Source organism: Acanthopleuribacter pedis, assembly GCF_017377855.1.
GTDB classification, from domain to species: domain Bacteria; phylum Acidobacteriota; class Holophagae; order Acanthopleuribacterales; family Acanthopleuribacteraceae; genus Acanthopleuribacter; species Acanthopleuribacter pedis.
The window spans coordinates 250,708-267,421 of the sequence record NZ_JAFREP010000008.1; the positions used below are offsets into that span (position 1 = coordinate 250,708).

General features: G+C 52.8%; 11 protein-coding genes. 8 read left to right on the forward strand and 3 right to left on the reverse strand.

Going from position 1 to position 16,714, the window contains the following annotated elements:
• Positions 1–146: 146 nt before the first annotated feature.
• From J3U88_RS11615 to J3U88_RS11650, 8 genes are all read left to right on the forward strand, one after another.
• Positions 147–3,665, forward strand: coding sequence for an efflux RND transporter permease subunit (locus J3U88_RS11615; protein ID WP_207858924.1), 3,519 nt, complete (start codon positions 147–149; stop codon positions 3,663–3,665).
• Positions 3,662–6,910, forward strand: coding sequence for an efflux RND transporter permease subunit (locus tag J3U88_RS11620; protein ID WP_207858925.1), 3,249 nt, complete (start codon positions 3,662–3,664; stop codon positions 6,908–6,910). Before J3U88_RS11615 ends, J3U88_RS11620 begins: the two co-directional genes overlap by 4 nt.
• Before the next feature lie 498 nt (positions 6,911–7,408).
• Positions 7,409–8,029, forward strand: coding sequence for a MotA/TolQ/ExbB proton channel family protein (locus J3U88_RS34260; RefSeq protein WP_207858926.1), 621 nt, complete (start codon positions 7,409–7,411; stop codon positions 8,027–8,029).
• A 35-nt stretch (positions 8,030–8,064) separates the two neighbouring features.
• Positions 8,065–8,490, forward strand: coding sequence for an ExbD/TolR family protein (locus J3U88_RS11630; protein WP_207858927.1), 426 nt, complete (start codon positions 8,065–8,067; stop codon positions 8,488–8,490).
• A 12-nt stretch (positions 8,491–8,502) separates the two neighbouring features.
• On the forward strand, positions 8,503–8,955 hold the full coding sequence (locus J3U88_RS11635) for an ExbD/TolR family protein (protein WP_207858928.1): 453 nt from the start codon (positions 8,503–8,505) through the stop codon (positions 8,953–8,955).
• 118 nt (positions 8,956–9,073) lie between these two features.
• On the forward strand, positions 9,074–9,802 hold the full coding sequence (locus J3U88_RS11640; protein ID WP_207858929.1) for an energy transducer TonB: 729 nt from the start codon (positions 9,074–9,076) through the stop codon (positions 9,800–9,802).
• A gap of 39 nt (positions 9,803–9,841) precedes the next feature.
• Entirely contained in the window at positions 9,842–10,696 is an 855-nt protein-coding gene (locus J3U88_RS11645; RefSeq protein WP_207858930.1) for a DUF4388 domain-containing protein, read from the forward strand.
• A gap of 58 nt (positions 10,697–10,754) precedes the next feature.
• Positions 10,755–12,254: a tetratricopeptide repeat protein gene (locus J3U88_RS11650; RefSeq protein ID WP_207858931.1), complete on the forward strand. Its 1,500-nt coding sequence runs from the start codon at positions 10,755–10,757 to the stop codon at positions 12,252–12,254.
• A 148-nt stretch (positions 12,255–12,402) separates the two neighbouring features.
• On the opposite strand, the gene J3U88_RS11655 is transcribed toward J3U88_RS11650, so the two are convergent.
• The 3 genes from J3U88_RS11655 to J3U88_RS11665 form a co-directional block, all read right to left on the reverse strand.
• The gene (locus tag J3U88_RS11655) at positions 12,403–12,699 is read right to left on the reverse strand and encodes a hypothetical protein (protein WP_207858932.1); all 297 of its coding nucleotides are present in this window, start codon (positions 12,697–12,699) and stop codon (positions 12,403–12,405) included.
• A 177-nt stretch (positions 12,700–12,876) separates the two neighbouring features.
• A complete protein-coding gene (locus J3U88_RS11660) occupies positions 12,877–14,400 on the reverse strand; it encodes a TolC family protein (protein ID WP_207858933.1) in 1,524 nt (507 codons plus the stop codon).
• A 159-nt stretch (positions 14,401–14,559) separates the two neighbouring features.
• A complete protein-coding gene (locus J3U88_RS11665; protein WP_207858934.1) occupies positions 14,560–16,704 on the reverse strand; it encodes a DegT/DnrJ/EryC1/StrS aminotransferase family protein in 2,145 nt (714 codons plus the stop codon).
• Positions 16,705–16,714: the final 10 nt, after the last annotated feature.

Below are 16,714 nucleotides of genomic sequence, written 5' to 3' on the forward strand. Positions count from 1 at the left end.
TCCACGATCCATCGTGGTCTATCCACGATCCATCGTGGTCCCACCGCGGTCCGTCGTGAATACCCACAACCCATCGTGCGGGTTCATGATCGTTTGCCGGCCCCGCTTCCACCGTGAAGCGGCTTGACTGGAAAGGATGAAATTTTATGATCGCTGTTTCCCTAAAGCGCCCCGTTACCGTTGCCATGGTTGTCGCCGCCCTGGTGGTTTTTGGTGTCAAGAGTTACACCGAGTTGGGTCGCGATTTGATGCCCGATATCGCCTACCCCTCGCTGACCGTGATGACCCGTTATGAGGGGGCCGCGCCCCAAGAAGTGGAAGAGTTCATCACCAAACCCCTGGAGTCCTCGCTTTCGACCGTGCGTGGCAAGCGCAAAATCAACAGTATTTCGCGCGAGGGCATGTCGCTGATCACCATTGAATTTGAATGGGGTCACGAAATGAAGTTTGCCACACTTCATGTGCGCGAAAAGCTCGACAACGTGCGTTTTCAGCCGACTTTTCCGCAGGACGCTGAACGACCCAATATTTTGCGCTGGGACCCCTCGGCCAAACCCATCGTCGGTCTCGCCATCACTGCCAACGCACCCCTGCTTGAATTGCGCGACATGGTCCAAGACGTCATCAAACCCCGCCTTGAACAATTGGACGGCATCGCCTTTGCCCAAATTTCCGGGGACATCGAACGCGTGATCGACGTGGAAATCAATCGCGAGAAGATGGTGCTCTATGGGCTGGACATCGAAACCATCAAAAACGCCATTGACGCCGCCAATGCCAACATTCCCGGCGGCACCATCAAAAAAGGCCGCTACCGCTACAGCTTAAGGACCTTGGGCGAGTTTCGCGAGGTTGAAGAAATCAACAATGTGGTTGTGGCACGGCGCAACGGCAGCGAGATATTGGTTTCCGATGTAGCCGTGGTTCACGATACCGCCAAGGATCGCGACGCCCAAACCACCGTGGACGGGGTGGAAGGCCTGGGTTTGTTGGTTTACAAGGAGTCCGGCGCCAACACCATTCGCTCCACCGAATCCGTAAAGAAATTAATCGAAACGCTGAACGCCGAATTTGGCGGCGGTTCTCGTGCGTTGCGCGTGGTCCTGGCTTTTGAAGAGGCCAAGTTCATCTCGCAGGCTTTGAACAATGTGTGGGTGTCCCTGATTTTCGGTGGGTTTTTCGCCTTTTTGGTCCTTGTCCTTTTCTTGTCTGACCTGAAGTCGCCGTTTTTTATTTTTGTGTCCATCCCCATCGCCATCATTGTTACCCTGGTACTGATGTACTTCTTTGGCTTGTCCCTGAACATCATGTCCTTGGGGGGTCTCGCACTTGGCGTGGGCATGTTGGTGGATAACTCCATCGTCGTGTTAGAGAACATCTACCGTTATCGAGAAGAAGGAAATGCGCCCCTCGACGCCGCCTTCAAAGGCGCGCGTGAAGTGGCCATGCCGGTTGCCGCTTCGACCTTAACGACCGTCGCCGTGTTTTTTCCGATTGTCTACATCCAAGGGGTTGCCGGTGCCTTGTTTGGGGAACAAGCACTGACGGTAACCTTTTCCTTGGCTTCTTCCTTGGTCGTCTCGCTCACCGTGCTGCCCTTGTTGACCGCCGTCACCAGCCTGCTAAAAGGACGTGACAGCTTGCCGGGACGATTGGTCCCCATTGAGCGGCTTGACGCCAAGGCTTATCCGCGCGGACTCGTTTTTTGGAAATGGTGGGAATACGCCATTTGTTTCCTGCTTTTGGCCCTGGTTGCCGGCTACTTCAAATCCGATTGGCTCAATTTCGGCATCGCCGCCGGTATCCTGTTTATTTTGCCCACCGCCTTGCTTTTGCTCAAGTGGGTGGCCCGCTTCGGCATTGCCTGGCTGTTTCAGGCCGTTGCCTTTTTATTCCTGTCGTTGCACAACTTTGTACAATGGGTGCTCGATACCGCCATCTTGCCCGTGTTTAACGCCGCCTATGCCGGCTTCGAACATCTTTACCACGCCGTGCTTGCTTGGGCGCTGGAGCGTAAGTTCGTTGTGTTGTTGCTGTCCATCGGTTTGATGGTGTTGACATGGCAAATGGGATCCGAGTTGAAGCAAGAACTGATGCCCAAGGCCGCCACCGGCCAGTTCACCATCGATACCAAGCTGCTGCCGGGCACCTCGCTTGAAATTACTACCGGGGTCGTGGAGCAGGTGGAAGCCTTGCTCAAAAACGAAGAAAGCGTGGCCTTGGTTTTTTCCCAGATTGGCGCTTCCGAGGCAAATCTCAGTCAGTTACTCAAAGACAGTGGCACCAATACCGCCCAAATTTCGGTGCGCTTGCGTGAGCAGGACGCCACCCTCGCCGAGGTTCGCCGCCTTTCCGATTTGGTCCGCGGGTTCGCCGTCGACATTCCCGGCATGAAGGTGGAAGTTGAAGAGAGTAGTTCTTCAATGGAAGATTTGCTCGCCAGCGAAGGTGGTGGTGGTCTGGTTGTTCAGATCGAGGCTGAGACGTTTGACCTTCTTTACGAAGCCAACCAAGCCGTGCTGCGTGGTCTGCAACAGGATCAGACCTTGCAAGATGTGAAAACCACCTTGACCCGTGATTTTCCGCAAATGCGCATCGCGCTACGTCGCGACCGCATCGATCACTACGGCTTTGAAATCCGTCAGATTGGTGAGTTTCTTTCCGGCGGTATGCGCGGCGCATTGGCCACGCAATTTAAAGAGTTTGACCGCAGCATTGATGTGCGGGTGCGGTTCTCCGAGGAGGACCGCGAGGACTTTGAAGAGGTGTTAAAGACGCGCTTGGTTTCTTCAAGTGGCATTTCGGTACCGCTCGCCGAGTTTCTCGAGGTCACCGTGGAGCAGACCACCAAAGAGATCCGCCGCGTGAACCAGCGCAGGGTTGCCTTGGTGTCCGCCAACATCGGCGCCCTCAAAATTTCCGACGTACTGCCACGCGCGGAAGCCATGCTGGATGCGCTTGAGTTGCCACCCAGTGTTTCGGTGAAATTGGCCGGTGAGAAAGAGGGGATCGACGCATCCTTTAAACAACTGTTAAATGCCTTGCTGCTTTCGGCCGCGTTGGTCTACATGATTATGGCCGCGCAGTTTGAATCGCTGCGGTTTCCGTTCGTGGTGATTTTTACCGTTCCCATGGGATTGGTCGGTACCGTTTTGATTCTCAGCCTGACTGGTACCAGCATCAACATCATGTCCCTCATTGGTTTGATTGTGCTTACCGGGATTGTCGTCAACGACGCCATTGTAAAGGTGGACTTCATCAACCAAGCCCGAGGGGAAGGGATGACCCTTCGCGGTGCCGTGATGGAGGCGTCCAAGGTTCGTTTGCGACCGATTCTGATGACCACCGCGACCACCGTGCTGGCATTGATTCCCATGGCTTTTGGGTTTGTGCCTTGGTTGATGAATACCGATTTCATTCATCCGCTGGTGCTTTGGGCCGACGAATGGGCCCTTGCCTATTCACTGCCGCTATTGTCCGAGCTGTTCAGTCCACGCGGCGCGGAAATCCAACAACCCCTGGCGCTGGTCGTCATTGGGGGACTCAGTTTGGCGACGATGCTCACCTTGATCCTGATTCCCGTCCTCTACGAAACCCTGGCCGCCGCCGACAAGACAGAGCCTGCATCGATTGATGATGCCGCCGTTGAGGAGGCTCATCCGTGATTCGCTACCTGCTGCGCCATCCCGTTGCCGTATCCATGTTTTACATCTCGATTTCGATCCTCGGCGTCATTTCTTTTCTCAACCTTTCCGTGGAAGGCCAACCTGAAACCGAATTGCCCCAATTGGTTGTTACCACCAGTTGGTTCGGGACCTCGCCCGAGGTCGTTCAGGTTTTTTTGACCTCGCCGATTGAAGAGGCCGCCGCCCAACTCGAGGGATTGCGTGAGATGGAGAGTAGCTCGATTCTCGGTTATTCCTCCGTGACGCTGAAGTTCAACCGCGACACCGATATGGAATTCGCCAGGCTGGATTTGAACGAGCGGATCAGTGTGTTGCGCAATAACTTGCCGCCGGGAACTTCTCAGCCGCAAATTCAGATGCGGGAATCGCGACGGCGCTCGCGGACCACTTTTATGGAATGCAGTATTTCGGGGCCATACGACAACCAGCGGCTTTCCGAATTGATCAAAGAGCAGTTAATGCCCGAGATGAGCAGCGTGGAAGGCGTCGCCGATATCGAGATTTTTGGGGATCGTGAGCGCAACATTTTCATCAGCCTCAACCGTGAGCAAATGGATCTCTACGGGCTGGTTCCCGACACCGTTGCCGGCAAAGTCAACGAGATGACGCGGCAGTACGAAACCGCGCGCAGCTATTACCAAAATAGCGAATACGCCATCGCTATTGAGAATTCTATTAAGAGTGTGACAGAGCTCGAACGTTTGATTGTGGGGAAGGGTGTAAACGGCCGTATCGTGCGTTTGGCGGACGTTGCCCGCGTTACCTTTGGTCAGGCCGAGCCCCGGAACTATTCCCGCTTAAACGGCAACACCACCCTGCGTTTGATTGTGAGCAAAGAAACCAATGCCAATGTCATTGAAACCTCCGGCAACCTCAAGAAAACGACCGAACGGGCTTTGAACAACTTGCCCCCGGGTGTGCGCATCGATTGGATTACCGATCAAGGCCAAATGATGAAAGAACAGCTTGAATCTGTTTACCATCGCGCTCTGTGGTGTGTGTTGCTGATTATCTTGCTCCTCTTGCTTTTCCTCCGCAGTGTCAGCGCGGCCGTGGTGATTACCCTCAACATTTTGTTCTCCGTGATGATCACCATCAATTTCATGTACTACTTCCAGGTGTCTTTTAACGTCGTCACCCTTTCCGGGCTTGCGATTGGGTTCGGCATGCTTGTTGACAACGCCATCGTGGTGCTGGAGAACATTTTCCGACATCGCGAACAGGGTATGGGTAAATGGGACGCCGCCGTGCTTGGGGTTGGGGAAGTGGGTTGGGCCCTTATGGCGGCTACCTTAACCACCGTGGCAGCCTTCATGTGTATGCTGATGCTTCAGGATCGCTTGGCCGCGACCTACTTGCCGCTGGCCCTCGCCGTCATTTTTTCACTGTCGGCCTCGCTGCTTGTTTCGTTTACCTTCACCCCCTTGTTGAGCCTGCTTATCCGTGGCTCGAACCTCCAAGTTCAAGCGGATCGCAAAAAAACCCTGTTTGAACGCGTGGTTGTTTGGCCGCTGGAGATGCTGCAACGCGGCTATGAGGGGGCTGTTCGCTGGAGTCTGCACCACAAATTGTTGGTCCTTGTGGTCGCCGGTTTGTTTCTTTTTATGTTTGATCGTATCTATGAAACCGAAATTGATCGCGGTGGATTTTCTTTTGGGTTCATGCGCGATGACGAGGTACGGGTCTTTCTGCGTATGCCGGAAGGCACCGAGTTGGAAACCGCCGACGAGGTCATTCGCCAATTTGAAAAACCCCTGCTGGAGGTTGAAGGTTATAAAGATGTCAGTGTCATTGTTCGAACAGAGTGGTCTGAACTGGCTGTATCCTTCACGCCCGAGATGCTGGCCTCGCCTTATCCACTGGCCTTAAAATCCCGTTTGATCGGCATTGCCCAAGGTTTTTCCGGTCTGAATGTGTCGGTGGCCGGCATCAACGCCGACGACAATTTTTATTCAGGGTCAACCGGCTTTGAAACCTACAACAGCAGTATTCGCTTGCTGGGTTACAACTATAAGAAATTGATGGACTATTCCGAGGATATTCTGCGCAAAGTGAAACGCAACCGCCGCGTACGAGAAACCAACATTCAAACTTCTCGGATTCGCTGGGGTTCTCGCGATCAAACAGAATCTACGCTTATCGTGGACCGCGCTGCTTTGAAACAATACAACATTAGTGTGACCTATCTTATGGCGTTTGTTCAGCGGAACCTGAAACTCGAATCGACCGCGCGCACCAAGTTCCGCGGAGAAGATGTGCGCCTTGAACTAAAATTCGAAGATGCTGAAGATTTTGATATCAAGGACCTTGAGTCCCTCGTCATCCCAACCGCCGAGGGGCAACGTATTCGGATCGTCGACCTCGTGCGTTTTGAGGAAAGAAAGGTGCCCGGCGGCATTGATCGTAAGGACCAGCAGTTCGCAATTACCGTCCAGTGGGACTACAAAGCCTCCTACAAAAAAGCGCGAAAATACAATGAAAAGATCTACGATGAGCTTATTTTGCCTCCTGGTTTTAAGGCCGAGCTTGATTTTGAGCGCGTGCTGTCGAAAGAGGAGACGGAAAACCTTGAGATGGTGATCTATTTTGCCGTCCTCGTGGTTTTTTTGATCATCGCCGCGTTGTATGAATCTTTAATCGATCCCTTGGTTATTTTCGCAACCGTTCCACTGGCCGGTACCGGGGTGTGGTGGATATACTGGTATACCGGAAATTCTTTTGATTCAACATCCTATATTGGATTAATCATATTGGCGGGAATTGTTGTGAACAATTCCATACTACTTGTTTCTCAATTAAATCTCGAAGTAAGGCGAATGGATGAAACCGGCTTAACCTTTACCGAGGCCATTGTGCGTGGTGCCGGGGATCGTCTGCGACCCATTCTCCTCACCGCGATTACCACCGTGGTCGGCCTTTTGCCGCTCCTTGACGAATTTGTATCCTGGTTTTTCGATTTGCCGCCGGTCGGCGGCTTCCTGAACCTCATCGGGCGGCCCGACCTGATTGCCACCAACCTTGAGAATGCCGGATTGCAGGTAACCCTGGATATGTTTGCCAGCCTGTCGCGATCAACCGTCGGCGGCTTACTCAGTGCGACCTTATCGACCCTGTTGGTCATTCCCGTGGTTTATGCGTGTTGCTTCCGCGCCAAACAGTGGCTGAGCCGGCGCATCAACGAAATCTTCCATGTGGTGGAGGGACCGGAGGGAAAGCCTGAGTAGCCGGGTCAAGCGAGCTTGGTGATTTTTCGGTGATTTTTTTGTTAAGAAAGCGTGAGAAGGAAGTGAGAGGCCGTGAGGCCCGCCGTGGGTGGGCCGGCACGGCCATTTTCTTTCTTAAGTTGTTGGATTTTATAAGGTTGGCTTGGTGTGGCTCGTGCCGGGGTAGGGAAAAGGCGGTTTTTTCGCATGCCGTGGTGTGGCAGCGAAAGCCCTGTGCCCCAACGGTTTTCGGGGGTGAGGGGTCTGTAAGATTTCTGTAAAACAAGTGAGAATCTTGGATAAATCGCTTGCGTTATTTACGGCGTCCGAAATATAAATAGGCTAGGCCTTACCGGGACTAAGTTTCTACAATTTTTCGCTTTATCGGCCCCAGCGGGGCGCTCGGTAGACGGATATCTGTGTTTGTAAATTCGGTTGACGATTGTTCGACCGCTTAGGTAACATGCACACCTCAGTATTCCATTTTTTTTGAGACCGTATCTAGGGAGGTAATGACTCGTGGGAGCAATACTGGAGTACATCATCAAAGGCGGCGTGGAGATCATGGTTCCACTGCTGCTGCTTTTCCTCATTTCCATTGCGTATACCATCGAACGCTTCTTTCATTTGGCGAAGGCGAAAATTAATACCGCCGAGTTTTTGACGAAGATTCGTGCAGCTCTGAGAAATAAGAATGTTAAAGAGGCTGTTAAAATTTGCGAGACCTTTAAAGGTCCCATCGCGTCCATCTTGAAGACCGGTTTGATGAAATACGGCAGCCCTCAAGAAGAAATCGAGAAAACCATGGAAAACGCTGCAATGCATGAAATTGCGCGTTTGGAACGCGGCTTGCCGGTTCTTTCCACCATCTCTAACTTGGCACCCATTCTGGGTTTCCTTGGAACCGTAACCGGTATGATCGCGTCTTTCGACGCCTTGGCCCAGTTGAACGATCCCGGTGCTGTTGCACAGGGTATTTCACAGGCCCTGATCACCACCGCCGGTGGTTTGATCGTTTCGGTTCCCGCTTTGCTCGCATACAGCTACTTCACCACGCGTGTGAACAGCTTCATCCGTGAGATCGAATCCGCTTCCGCCGTTTTGATGGAAGCATTCTCGCAAATGGACCGGGAATTTTAAGCTAAAGCACTTGTTGCTCAAGAGAGGAATTCCCTATGAAAGTAAAGAAAACCAAATCACTTGAGGCCAATATTCCAACGGCTTCCATGGCCGACATCGCCTTTCTGCTGATCGTCTTCTTCATGATTTCAACGGTTTTTCAGGTTGACAAGACCAGTGTGGCCCTCCCCGAGAGCCACGGCAAAACCCGCTTTGAAGTTGTCAAAGAATCAGCGTTCGTCATCGTAACCAAAGAGGGAACGATCAAGGCGTCCGACGGTTTGGAAGATTCTCGCTTGGTGAACGTTGAGGATATCGGGATCTTGGCTGCTTCTTGGATGCAGAAACGTCCCAGTCAGCCGGTTGTTATCAAAGCCGACGCCGATGCGCGCTACGGCTTGGTCGACGATGTGCTCAAGCATCTCCGCGACGCCGGTGTGGTGAACCTCAAGTTTTTGACTGAACAGTCCAAAGCTGATTAAGCGAGGCGATCCATGAAGATACAGCCCAAAAAAGAAGAACCCGAAATCCCAACCGCATCGATGGCCGACATCGCGTTTCTTTTGATCGTCTTCTTTATGTTGACGACGGTGTTCTCAGCCAACAAAGGCATGGAACATATTCTCCCGCCGCCTGATGAGAACCCCGATCAAACCGAACCTGATGACGCTATCTACATCCGCATTTTTCCCAGTGGCCAATTCACGATGGACGCGACCAGCTACCTGATCGAAGATGTTGAGAAAGTCTACGATTATGTGAATGCCAAAGTTCAGGTGAATGCGAAGAAGCCGATTATTGTCGATGCCAACCCTGAGGCGCGCTACGGCGATATGGTTGCGGTTTTGGATCAATTGAAAATCTTGTCCGTTGACATGAAGCGGGAGCTGGCGATCACCATACCGACGCCGGAAGAACGCGCCATGTATCAGAGGATGCAACAATAATGCCTCTTGAGCCGGAAAAGACCCTGTCTCGGCCTTTTTCGGTTTGGTTTCGGCTCCGTTGAGCGGGTAGCCCTCGGCGGAGCCTTTTGGCAGGTGACCATAATAAGGAGTTCATGTTATGGCCAAAACCCCCCAAAAAGTCGATCTCGACTTCCAAGACGGCAAGGACCACTCGGCGCTCATGGACATGGCGTTTAACGACGCCAATACCGGCCGCTTCATGCGTTTGTCGGTATGTATTTCGCTTTACCTGGTGCTCGCCATCATCTGGATGCCGGGCTTTAGTTTTAATGCCAGCATTCCCCATGTGAACCAGGAAGAAGTTAAACCCCAGAAGCGCAAAGTTCTGAAGCCGCCCCCTGAGAAACCGCTCGAGCGGGTTCAGACCAAAGAGAAAAAAGCCAAAAAAATGCCCATGCCCGACATGACCCCGGATGAGCCGGAACCGATTGTCGAGCCGGATCCCCCACCCGAGCCTGAGGTTTTACCGACCGACGATTGGGAGATTGGGATTCCCGACGGGCCGCCTGAGCCTCAAGGCGATACCATCGCCCGTGTTGGTGAGACCGGTGTTGAGCCACCTGTTTTCACCCGCAAGGTTCCCCCCAAGTATCCCGAGCGCGCTGTCAAAATCAAATTGCAGGGTTACGTGATCCTCGAAGCGATTTTGCGCCGTGACGGTACCGTTGACGACATTAAAGTCTTGCGTGGTTTGGGTAAAGGTAAGTTCGGATTCGAAGAAGAAGCGAAAAAAGCGTTGAACCGCTGGGAGTTCCTGCCCGGAAAAGTGAACGGTCGCCCCGCCGACGTTCGCATGACGCTCAAAATCGACTTCGTGTTACAGTAGTAACTGCTGTAACGACTTTTAACAACAGGTGTTCAAGCCATGTTTCAGGGTTCCCTAGAAGAAGTTAAACTGCCCGATATCATCCAGTTGATGAGTGTTTCTTCCAAAACCGGTTGTTTTGTGATTGAACGTGACAATGTGACGGGACGAATCTATCTCGAAAACGGACAGATCGTTCACGCCTTTGTTGGTGAGGTGGTCGGTGAAGAGGCCATCTACGCACTTGCGATTTGGGACCGTGGCAATTTTCGCTTTCTTCTAGGGGACGAACCCCCCGTCAAAACGGTGACCAAACGGAACACCAATATTCTTATGGAAGTGGCGCGCAAGCTTGAAGAGTGGCGTGTCCTCAAGAAAAAAATTCCCTCACTTGATCTCGTACCGGAACTCGAATCGCTTGGTAGCAAAAAAGTCAGTTTTAATACCCAGGAATGGCATGTTTTATCGCGCATCAACGGGGTGAACTCGATCAATCAGATCGCGGGGATGACGCAAATGGCGGCGATTGATGTCGCCAAACTGATCTACGGTTTGGTTGCCAGCGGGTTGGTGCATCTACGCCAATCGCCCAAGGCCCAGCCGGATTCGAACCCACTCGAGAACAAGGCTAAGAAAAGTTCAAGTTCGACCCGCTCTCCAGAAGAAGAACAAGAATGGCTCTCCAACAAAATTGAAAAAGTATATCAATTTAGCAAAAGTATGTTGGGAGAGATCGCACATCCGGTGATTCAGCGCCATTGCGCCAATGGTGTGAAAAGTATTAATCAGGGTAAAGGCCTTGCCGCGGTCATTGAAACCGCCACGCAAATTGCCAAAGCCGCTCAAATCTTGGAAGGACCTGAGAAAACCAAGGAATTGACCGCCGGCTTAAAGAAAATCATTAAAGAACCCTGAATCATTGGTCCAACACATATGTTCGAGTAGGGTGTCTATCTCCCGAGGAGAAGTTTTGATGAGAAGTATGAAAAATCTTCTTTTGATGTTGATTCTGTGTCTGCCCATGTTGGGTTTTGCACAGGATGAGTACAAACGCGCACGCGGCCTTATCGGCCAAGGCAAATACCAGGAAGCGATCGTGTTGTTGGACGAAGCCATTGCCAGCTATCCCGATTGGTGGCCGCCCATCGTGCTCAAGGGCCAGGCCAGTTTGAAATTGAAACAATACGACGCCGCTCTGCGCAGTTTCAATGATGCCTTAACGCTTGAAGTGGATCCCAAACAGATTCCCGTCGTTAAGTACTACATCATGCAGTGCTACCTGCAGAAAGGCGATTATGCCAAGGTTATTCACGCCGTGGACGACCTGCTGCCGCTTGCGCCGCCCAAGCGCAAGTTTGACCTCTACCTCAACCGTGGTCAGAGTGAAATGCAAATCGCCAAAGCTTCTGAAAAGGGTGGCGACAGCAAAAAGGCACAAACTTATTACAGCAAATCTGTTGTCAGCTTCTCCGAGGCGCTGAAAAACGCGGTTGGCAAGAAAGAGCAAGAAGTCGAAGCTGCATTCCAGAAAGCTTATGCCCAGTACAAAATTGGTAACGCCAAGGGCGGTATCAAATCTCTGGAAACCAGCATCCAGGAATTTAACAAGGTTATCGAACGCAACGCGCGTGAAGAGCGTGCCCACAAGTTCTTAATCGACCTTTCCTTCCGTATCGCCCAGTCTTCCCCGAAGAACCAACAGACCGGTCGTTACATGGAAACCGTTGGTTACATCGACCGTTACCTCAGCATCTGGGCCGACAACCCCGACATGATGAACAAACGTGGAGCCGCGCTTCAGGGTGCCAAAAAGTTTACCGAGGCGGTTTCCCAGTTCAAGCTGGTCAGTAAGTTGAAACCAAAAGACGGTTCTGTTTACTTCTCCCTGGGGAGTTGTCAAATGGCCGCCAAACAATTTAATGACGCGATCAAAACCTTCGAAAGCGCCATTAAACACGGCGAAGCCGACAACCACAATGTTTACTCCTTCATTGCCTACTGCTACCAGGAACAAAAAACCAGGTGCTACAGTACCGATATCCCGCTTTACAAAAAAGCTGTCAGCACCTTAGAAGGTGGCTTGGCAAAATTGTCCGGTTCCGGTAAAGCCAGAATTCAACAAGAGCTTGAGCGCAAGAAAGACAACTTGTCGATTTTGGAAGAGAACTTGGCGACCGATAACGGTAACCACTTGGCCGCGGTGACCAACGTTCAGAGTTTGGAACAATCCATCGCCGGTAACACCGCAACGCTGAAAAAGAACCAAGAGTTGTTGTTGGCCCAGCGTACCGATGAGCTGGAAGCGGCGGTTGAAGCCGGTCGTAAAGCCATCAAAGAAGACCAGGGTCGCTTGAAGTCTGAACTGGAAACCATGCAGCGTTACGTTCGCGACGCCAACAAGTGCAACGATGCCAAATTGTTCACCCACATGGGCAAAATCAAAGAATTGCTCAAGAAACACGGTTCCAGCTAAAACAACCCTTTCCTCACAAGAAAAAGGCCGTTTCCTTCGGGAGGCGGCCTTTTTCTTTTGGGGGAGGCGGTGTTCGTCGGCTTACCTGTGGTTCCGCAATGGTCTCGCCTGAACCAGATATGGCGGCATGTTTGGTGAGAAATGCGGGCTAGCGGAGCAGTTCATCGGGGCTAAGCTCGGTGTAATCGCAGATACTTGCGATGATGGAGGGCAGGTCGTCCAGTGATTCGTCCAGTGCGATTTGAACGACCCTGCGCATGGGCACAAACAAGGTTTGGGGGTAGACCTTGCGGTCCTCACCGCGGAACTGATATTTGAAGGTATCGGTTTGTTTGAGGTCGATCCCGCGTATGACGATCCCTGCTTGTTTGAGTTCGATCAGTTTTCCCCAGACTTGTTCCTTGGGTTCAATGAGGTGGGCGATGACGAAATCGTTGGCTTTCATGACGTTTCCTCGCGTTTAGCCTGCATTTCTCACAAGGTTTTCAGCTTCTCGCGACGAATCCTTGTAAGCCATGTGGGCTAGGGTCATTGTACTCCGGGCCGGCGCGGACCGAGAGGACAAAAAAACCCGCTTGCCGCCAAGGCGGTTCGCGGGTTTTTTGCTGTTCTAAAGGTAGGTTTAGAGGCTGATGTTGTGGTGTTGACTAAGCTTGCCGACCGCTTGGTGATACCGCGTCAAGGCTTTTTTGTAAGCAACCTTGCTGCTGATCAATTGCGTGCGGGCTTGTGCCAGTTGTTCCTGAACCTCGCTGACACGGTAATTGGTAGACAAACCGTTTTGGAATTTTTGTTCCTCGGCTTTCAGGTTCTCTTCGCGAAATTTCAGCGTTTTTTCCTGGGCTTTAATCGCTTTGGCGCTGCTTTCGAGTTCGCGAATCGCGGCGCGAACTTCTTCGAAAATGGTGAGGTTGTTTTGCTCAATTTCGAGCTGACGGCGCCGCATGGTCAGTTCAGCTTTTTTGTGGTTGAGTTTGGCCTGTTGGTTAAACGGGGCCCAGGTTAAATCCAATTGGATTTGCCAACCCGGCAGGTCAAACGAGGCGGCGTCGGATAAAGCATCGCTCCAGGAGCCGGTTCCGAGAACTTCGCCTGTTTGCAGGTCGATATCGTTGGCGCTACTGGCGGAGGTGCCGTAACCCGCGGTGACCGATAAGCCGGGCAGCTTTTGGTTCTTCTGATATTTGAGGTCGAGGCGTGCGTTTTCCAACTCAATGGCGTTTTTCTTGGCCTCGGGTCGGTTCTCGAGGGCTGTTTGAAAGGCCGTGGTCAGATCCGGGGTTTGTGCTTCAATCACAATGGGATCCGCCGGGGTCAAATGCTGCCGCCAATCGTCGAGTGGTAAGTTCATCACCCGCTTGAGGCGGTCTTCCGCGGCGCGAATCGCGTTTTCTTTGGTCACAATATCGTTTTCACGGCTGGCGATATCCGCCTCGTTGTTTACCAATTCAATGGGGGCCAGGGTTCCGACCTCTATTTTGACGCGATTTTGCTCGTAAAGCTGCTTGGCTAAGTCGAGGCTTTGCTGCGCAACCTTCAGATCTTCCACGGCAAAAACCAGGTCCCAATAAGCATCCTCGGTGTTTTTCAGCACGGTTACCATTTGGACGTTGAGGTCTTCGAGCGCGGCATGGTAGTTACCCTTGGCTACGAACTGATCTCGGCGATAGACCTCTTCGTCGAAGTTGAACCCGCGCAGCAGTTGCTGGGTTGCTGAAAAGTTAATGCTGCTGCTGTAGATTTCACCGAAAAGCTGACGAGAGGCCTGGCTACTATCGAACAGGGAATTGTTGAAGCGAACTGAGTATTCAAGGCCGAAATCTTCACTTTTTTGGAATGTCGTATTAAATGCACGCGTTTTATCGCTGTAGGTCGAGCCCGCTTGACCTTGGTCGGCGTCCTGGGCTTCGCCTTCCTGGTTGGAGCTTGAAAGCGAGCCGGTGACCTGGGGTTCGTAGCGTGCGCGGGTTAGATCCAGCGAAAAGCGCTGGTCCTCAATGTTCACGCGTTGGAGTTCGATATCCAAGTTGCGTTCGACCGCGGTCTTCAGGGCCTCCTGAAGCGTGATTGTTTTCGTCTGTTGGGCTTGGATCGGAGAAAAGAGCAAGGTGCAGAGCCCCAGTCCCTTTAGCCATCTGAGATCCATGAAAGTCCTCCCGTGTTCCACCAATTGAATCGATCTACCACCTTCGATACTCTGTTGATTACGAAGCGGGCGTGTAATAGTTCATAGGAATATTGTCTCGGCCGACAATCTTTTGAAAAACAGGGCCAAAAAGAAAAGGCCGGGAAACCCGGCCTTTGCTTATTCGGAAGCCTCGTCACCGCTTGGGTCCGGTGTTTTTGAGGACGCATCCGCATCGCTTTCGCTCGCGGATTTGGTGCTTTTTCGTGGACGTGTGGCCCGTTTGCGTGGTGGTGCTTTTTCACCATCCTCGCTGTTTTGGACCGCCTTGCGTGAACGTGTACGCGTGGTGCGTTTTGGCTTGGGCGCCTCGCCTTCTTCCTCGTCACCCTTGGGCACTTTGCGCAAGCGGCCCGTGCTGCTTTTTGCCTCAGTCGCCTTGGCCTCATCGTCGGCGCTCTTCTTCGCACGCGTCGTGCGGCGACTGGTTGTTCGCGTCTTTTTCGGAGGTGCTTCTTCCCCATCCTTGGTTTCTTTTTTGGGGCGTCCCGCGCGGGTACGACGCGTCGTTGATTTTGGTTTGGCGGGTGCTTCTTCCGCCGGCGCCTCGGTTTGATCGCTTTCGGGAGCCGCGGCTGAAGCTGCTTCATCCGATTCGGTTGCTGCTTCCAAACTCAGAGCGGGTGGGCGGGTAGGCTTGGTCGGTTCGACCGGGGCTGCTTCCGCCGCCTGGGCCGAGCTTTCTTCCGGCTCATCCGTTTTCGGTTCGCTCACCTCGGGTTGCCGCGTGGTCTCGGCCGATTCGGGTTCTTCCTCGGGGAACGTCTCTTCACCATGATCCTGTTCATCGGCGTCCATATCCGCGTCGTCGTCCTCGTCGTCCCCCTCGAACTCTTGATCGAAGCTTTCGTCGGCACGGTCGTCGTCGTCTTCCTCTTCATCTTCCATGGCTTCATCGTCGTCTTCGAAATCATCCTCATCGAACCGGTCGTCCTGGGCGTCGTCCGCCGTTTGCGCCTCGGCGTTGGTTAGGGATTCCGTGCTAGGGGTTTCCTCGGCACCGTCTTCCGTCTTGAGGAATTTGCCGATGATTTTCAACAACAATTCCGTGATTCGTTCAATTTCTTTGTAGGAGAGATCAGGGAACAGCGGCATGCTGATCGCGCGACTGTAGTAAGCCTCGGCGTTCGGAAACTGTTCCGGTTGGCCCAACTTACCCGCGTACAACGGCATGCGGTGAACGGGGATATAGTGCAGTTGCGCTTCGATATTGTTTTCGCGCAAGGCGGCGTAGATTTCGTCGCGTTTGTTCTCGAGTGCGCCCACAAATTGAATGGGGAACAGGTGGTAGGCACTGTCCGCCCATTCGGCCACGAACGGCAATTTGAGTTCCGCGATGTTGCCCAATTTTTGGAAATACACTTGGGCGATAGAGCGGCGACGCTCGATGTGGCGATCAAGGCGCGTGAGCTGGCTGCGACCCAGGGCCGCGTGAAGTTCGCTCATGCGGTAGTTCATGCCGGGGAATTGGAGTTCCTGGTGGAAGGCCGGCATGGTGTCACCGCTGGTGAAGTGGCGTTTGTCTTTTTGGATACCGTGTTGGCGGAAGACGCGAATCCATTCGGCAATGGCGCGGTTGTTTGTGGTCACAGCGCCGCCTTCACAAGTTGTAATGGCCTTGGAAGGATGGAATGAGAAGCAGGTGATGTCTGCTTGGTTGCCGACATAGTGACCGCGGTATTTACCACCCAAGCCGTGACATGCGTCTTCAATCAGCATCAAGGCGTGTTCGTCGCACAATTCGCGCAATGCTGTTAAATCAGAGGCGTGGCCACCGAAGTTGTTGGTGAAGATAGCCTTGGTGTTGGGGGTTACCGCCGCGCGTGCCGCCTCAACACTCAAGGTTAAGGTTTCGGGATCGCAATCGACCAGTACCGGCGTTGCGCCGACCAAACGCACCATGTTGGTGATGGCGCAGAAGTTTAAGGTAGAGGTGATGACCTCGTCCTCCGGTTCCAGCTTGAGGCAGGCTAGGGCCGCGTGAACCGCGGCGGTACCCGAGTTGACGGCGATCGCGTGATCACTGTGGGTCAGCTTGGAGAGCAGTGCCTCGAATCGTTCCAATTCTTTGCCTTGGGTCAGCGTGCCGGAAAGCAACGCTTCGACCACGGCCTCAACATCGGGTTTGGTCAAGGTGTGGCGTGCATAGGGAATCGACTCTTTTTCCGGTGGTAATGGTTGGTGATAGTTGTCTACCGAGCGGCGGTGAGGACGGCCGCTGTAGCTTCTCTTTCCACGATAGTTTTTTTTCCGGTATGTATTCATTTATGAACCC

What these genes read in the sequence shown, in the direction of transcription:
- J3U88_RS11615 (WP_207858924.1), top strand. Translation starts at nt 147, where the DNA reads ATGATCGCTGTTTCCCTAAAGCGCCCCGTTACCGTTGCCATGGTTGTC.
- J3U88_RS11630 (WP_207858927.1), top strand. Translation starts at nt 8,065, where the DNA reads ATGAAAGTAAAGAAAACCAAATCACTTGAGGCCAATATTCCAACGGCT.
- J3U88_RS11635 (WP_207858928.1), top strand. Translation starts at nt 8,503, where the DNA reads ATGAAGATACAGCCCAAAAAAGAAGAACCCGAAATCCCAACCGCATCG.
- J3U88_RS11640 (WP_207858929.1), top strand. Translation starts at nt 9,074, where the DNA reads ATGGCCAAAACCCCCCAAAAAGTCGATCTCGACTTCCAAGACGGCAAG.
- J3U88_RS11645 (WP_207858930.1), top strand. Translation starts at nt 9,842, where the DNA reads ATGTTTCAGGGTTCCCTAGAAGAAGTTAAACTGCCCGATATCATCCAG.
- J3U88_RS11650 (WP_207858931.1), top strand. Translation starts at nt 10,755, where the DNA reads ATGAGAAGTATGAAAAATCTTCTTTTGATGTTGATTCTGTGTCTGCCC.
- J3U88_RS11655 (WP_207858932.1), bottom strand. Translation starts at nt 12,699, where the DNA reads ATGAAAGCCAACGATTTCGTCATCGCCCACCTCATTGAACCCAAGGAA.
- J3U88_RS11660 (WP_207858933.1), bottom strand. Translation starts at nt 14,400, where the DNA reads ATGGATCTCAGATGGCTAAAGGGACTGGGGCTCTGCACCTTGCTCTTT.
- J3U88_RS11665 (WP_207858934.1), bottom strand. Translation starts at nt 16,704, where the DNA reads ATGAATACATACCGGAAAAAAAACTATCGTGGAAAGAGAAGCTACAGC.